3 protein-coding genes are annotated in these 4,120 nt (G+C 69.8%); 1 reads left to right on the forward strand and 2 read right to left on the reverse strand.

Features of this window, described 5'->3' with window-relative positions; all coding sequences use genetic code 11:
* On the reverse strand, nt 1–1,866 hold a 1,866-nt coding region (dnaE, locus tag RN743_RS15920), incomplete at its 3' end, for a DNA polymerase III subunit alpha (RefSeq protein ID WP_310781321.1).
* An 18-nt stretch (nt 1,867–1,884) separates the two neighbouring features.
* Entirely contained in the window at nt 1,885–2,916 is a 1,032-nt protein-coding gene (locus RN743_RS15925; protein ID WP_310781323.1) for a DUF4837 family protein, read from the reverse strand.
* 69 nt (nt 2,917–2,985) lie between these two features.
* On the opposite strand from RN743_RS15925, the gene RN743_RS15930 reads away from it, so the two are divergent.
* The coding region (locus tag RN743_RS15930; protein WP_310781324.1) for an alkaline phosphatase D family protein at nt 2,986–4,120 on the forward strand (1,135 nt) is incomplete at its 3' end.

Here is a 4,120-nt window from a genome sequence, read left to right on the forward strand (position 1 = left end):
GCGGTCGCAGCGCATGGCGCGCAGCTTGTCCGTCGCGAGGCTGGACTCGAACTGGAAGACGCCGCTCGTGCGGCCGGCCGCGAGCATCTCGTACACGGCGGGGTCGTCGAGGCCGATCTCCTCCCAGTCCACGCGGGTCCCGTGCCGTTCCTCGACGTTCCGCGCCGCGTCGGCGATCACGGTCAGCGTGCGCAGACCCAGGAAGTCCATCTTGAGCATGCCCGCCTTTTCGAGCGCGTTCATGTCGAACTGCGTGATCACGGCGCCGCTCTTCGTGTCCGAGCAGATCGGCACGTAGTCGTCCAGCGGTCCCGGCGCGATCACGACGCCCGCCGCGTGCACGGAACTGTGGCGCGCGAGCCCCTCGATGCGTTCCGCGTAGTCGAGGAGTTTCCGGACCTGGGCGTCCTCGCGGTCGCTTTCGGCGAGGTCCCCCACCTTCTTCCGCGCCTCCGCCACCGTGAGCGAATACCCCGGCGTGGACGGCACGAGCTTGGCGAGCCGGTCCGTGTCCGAGGGCGAGAAGCCGAGCACCCGGCCCACGTCCCGGATCACGGCGCGCGCCTTCATCGTCCCGAAGGTGATGATCTGCCCGACCGAGGCCTGCCCGTACTTCTCCCGCACGTAGTCGATCACCTCGCCACGGCGCTCGTAGCAGAAGTCGATGTCGATGTCCGGCATCGAGACGCGTTCCGGATTCAGGAAGCGCTCGAAGAGGAGGTCGAACTCGAGCGGGTCCACGTCGGTGATGCCGAGCGCGTAGCAGATGATGGATCCCGCGGCGGATCCGCGACCGGGCCCGACCGGGATGTCCCGCTCGCGCGCCGCGACGATGAAGTCCCAGACGATGAGCAGGTATCCGGCGTACCCCGTGTTCTCGATGACGCCGAGTTCGTAGTCGAGGCGCCGGCGCACCTCGTCGGGCAGGGGATCGCCGTACCTGGACTTCGCGCCCGCGGTGGCTTCGTGGCGCAGCATCTCCATGGGTTCCGAGAAGCGGTCCGGGAGCGGGAAGTCGGGCAGGTGATACTGCTTCTCGAACTGGACGTCGCAGCGCTCCGCGATCTTCACCGTCTCGGCGAGCAGGCCGGGCAGATCGGGGAAGAGTTCCGCCATCTCGCCGGCGCTCTTGAAGTAGCTCTCCTCCCCGTGGAAACGGAGCCGGTCGGGGTCGTCCTTGTCCTTCCCCGTCCCGATGCAGAGGAGCGTGTCGTGCGCGTCCGCGTCCTCCCGCCGCAGGTAGTGGGCGTCGTTCGTGACGACGAGCGGCAGCCCGAGTTCCTCGGAGATCCGGATGATCCCCTCGTTCACGAGGTTCTGCTTCGGAATCCCGTGGTTCTGGAGTTCGAGCCAGTATCGGTCCTTGAAGACGCCCGCGTGCCACTCCGCCGTCCGCTTCGCGTCCTCGTACCTCTCGTGCTGCAGGTAGCTCGCAACCTCGCCGACGAGGCAGGCGGAGAGACAGATGAGCCCGTCCGAGTAGCGCTCGAGCATCTCGTGATCCACGCGGGGGCGGCGGTAGAAGCCCTCCGTGTAACCGATCGACGAGAGCTTCACGAGATTCGAGTACCCGCGCCGGTTCTCGGCGAGCAGCACGAGGTGGGCGCTGTGGGCCGGCGCTCCCTCCTCCAGCTTGCGGGAGCGGCGGTCGCCGTACGCGACGTAGACCTCGCAGCCGATGATCGGCTTGATCCCCCGGGCGCGGGCCTTCTCCTGGAACTCCCACGCGCCGTGCATGTTGCCGTGGTCCGTGAGGGCGATGGCGGGCATGCCGAGTTCGACCGCGCGGTCGATCAGGTCGTCGATCCGGTTCGCGCCGTCGAGGAGCGAGTACTCGCTATGTGTGTGAAGATGAACGAACTGCATCCGGGCGACCCTGTCCGGCTATGAGCCGGAGTCGACGCAGCGGAACGACCCCAGTATCTCCTGCAACTGCAGCATGTACTCGTACTTGGCCCGGTTCGGCGAGTAGAGCCACGCATCGACGAAGTACGTGCGCGCCGGACAGTCGACCACCCAGACGATGAACGGGCCCGCAGCGGGGAATCCGCCCGACTCATCCTGCCACACGCCGGTCACCTCCAGCGCCGGGCGGCCCTCCCACATGAAGCTGACCACGCTCGAATTCGTGTCGTCGATCCGCTGCGGGACGTTGTAGTGGGTGGCATCGATCTCCGCCCGCCACTCCAGCGCCAGCTCCCTCGTCAGCGAGTCCACGCCCGGGCGCCAGGCGACGAGGATCGAACGGATGAGTTCGCTCGGGTCCGGGTTGTCGTTGCGCAGGATGACGAGGCTGTCGCCGCCGCCGAGGTCGCGCGCGATGCGGTCGTAGACCTGCGGGACGAGCATCGAGAAGCCGAACCGGCGCCCCAGGTCCGTTCGGAGGGCGGTGTCGGGGGCCGTCGCGAACATCCGCCGCAGCACGAGCTCGCGGTAGTTCGTGTCCACCGCGTTCAGGACCGACGGCAGGGCCGCCACCCACGACTCGGCTTCGCGGCCGGACCGCAGCAGGACCCCCGTCACGGTCTGGGTGAGGGCCCATACGTTGGAGGCCTGGAAGACGCGGCCCGGCTCGAGCGCGTCGAGATCCTGGCCCGCCTCGGCCGCCACCTCGAGCATGAGGGGATCGTCCGCCGTCCCGAACACGATCAGGTTACGGAACAGTTTCAGTTGGCCGACGTTTTCGTGGCCCGGGTCGACGAAGCTGACCTCGTATTGCTTCTCGTCGCGGCTCGTGAAGATCGTGGGTTCGAGGACCCGCCGGGTCTCCTCCTCCACTTGCTGCGAGAGCGAGTCGGGGGCGAGGATGATGAGGCTGTTCGCCTCGCCGAAGGCCGTCTGCCGGCTGCAGGCGGAGAGGCCCAGGAGCACGGCCGCGAGAAGCGCCATCGGGGCGCCGAGGGGACGGATTTTCATGCGAGTGAAGCTAGACCGGCCGGCTGGCGTCGGCAATCGAAACCGGGCCGTCGCGGGACGGGTTTCGCGGTGACCACGCGGCGCGATTTCCTCGCCGCGTGGTCGCGCTCCGCGGCGCTCTGCGCGCTGGCGCCGCTCCCCTTCGCGCAGTTCGGACCGGCGGCCCGCGCGGGGGGCGGCGGGATCCGCGTGCGCTCCGCCGGCGGCGGCTCCGTCGACCGCTTTCCGTTCGATCGCTTTCCGTTCGAACTCGGCGTGGCCTCCGGAGAACCGGCCGCGGACGGCGTCGTGCTGTGGACGCGCCTGCTCGCCCTGCCCGGCGACCCCGGCGCCGCCTTCCCCGTGCGGTGGGAGGTCGCGGCGGACGACGGCTTCCGGAGCGTCGTGCGGCGGGGCGAGGCGGCGGCGCTCGCGGAACTCGGCCACTCCGTCCACGTCGAGGTGGAGGGCCTCGAGCCCGGCCGCGACTACTGGTACCGCTTCCACGCCGCCGGGGCGACGAGCCCGACCGGCCGCACGCGCACCGCCCCGGCGCCCGGCGCCCTGCCGGACCGCTTCGATTTCGTCTTCGTCTCCTGCCAGCACTACGAGCGCGGCTGGTACACCGGCTTCCGCCACATGGCCGCCGAATCCCCCGCCCTCGTCATCCACCTCGGCGACTACATCTACGAGAGCGGCCCCGGCGACCGTGACGACCTCGTGCGACGCCACGACACGGAGGAACCGCGCACGCTCGACGGCTACCGCGCGCGCTACGCCCTATATAAAAGGGATCCCGACCTCCAGGCCGCCCACGCCGCCGCCCCCTGGGTCTTCACCCCCGACGACCACGAGGTGGACAACGACTGGGCGGGCGACCACCACACCGAGGAGATGACCCGGGAGGCGTTCCTCGCCCGCCGCGCCGCCGCCTTCCAGGCGATGTACGAGAACTTCCCCCTGCGACGGACGTCGCTCCCGGCCGGCCCCGATGCGCAACTCTACCGCCGGCTCGACTTCGGCTCGCTGATGCGGCTCCACGTCCTCGACACCCGGCAGTACCGCACCCTCCAGCCGTGCGGCGGCCGCCGGCAGCCGCCGTGCGCGGAGCAGCGCGCCGAAGGCGCCACCATCCTCGGGCGCCCGCAGGCCGACTGGCTGCTCGACGGCCTCGACTCGTCATCCGCCCGCTACAACGTCCTCGCCAACCAGGTCTTCATGGCCC

This window comes from Candidatus Palauibacter scopulicola, assembly GCF_947581915.1.
Taxonomy (GTDB): domain Bacteria; phylum Gemmatimonadota; class Gemmatimonadetes; order Palauibacterales; family Palauibacteraceae; genus Palauibacter; species Palauibacter scopulicola.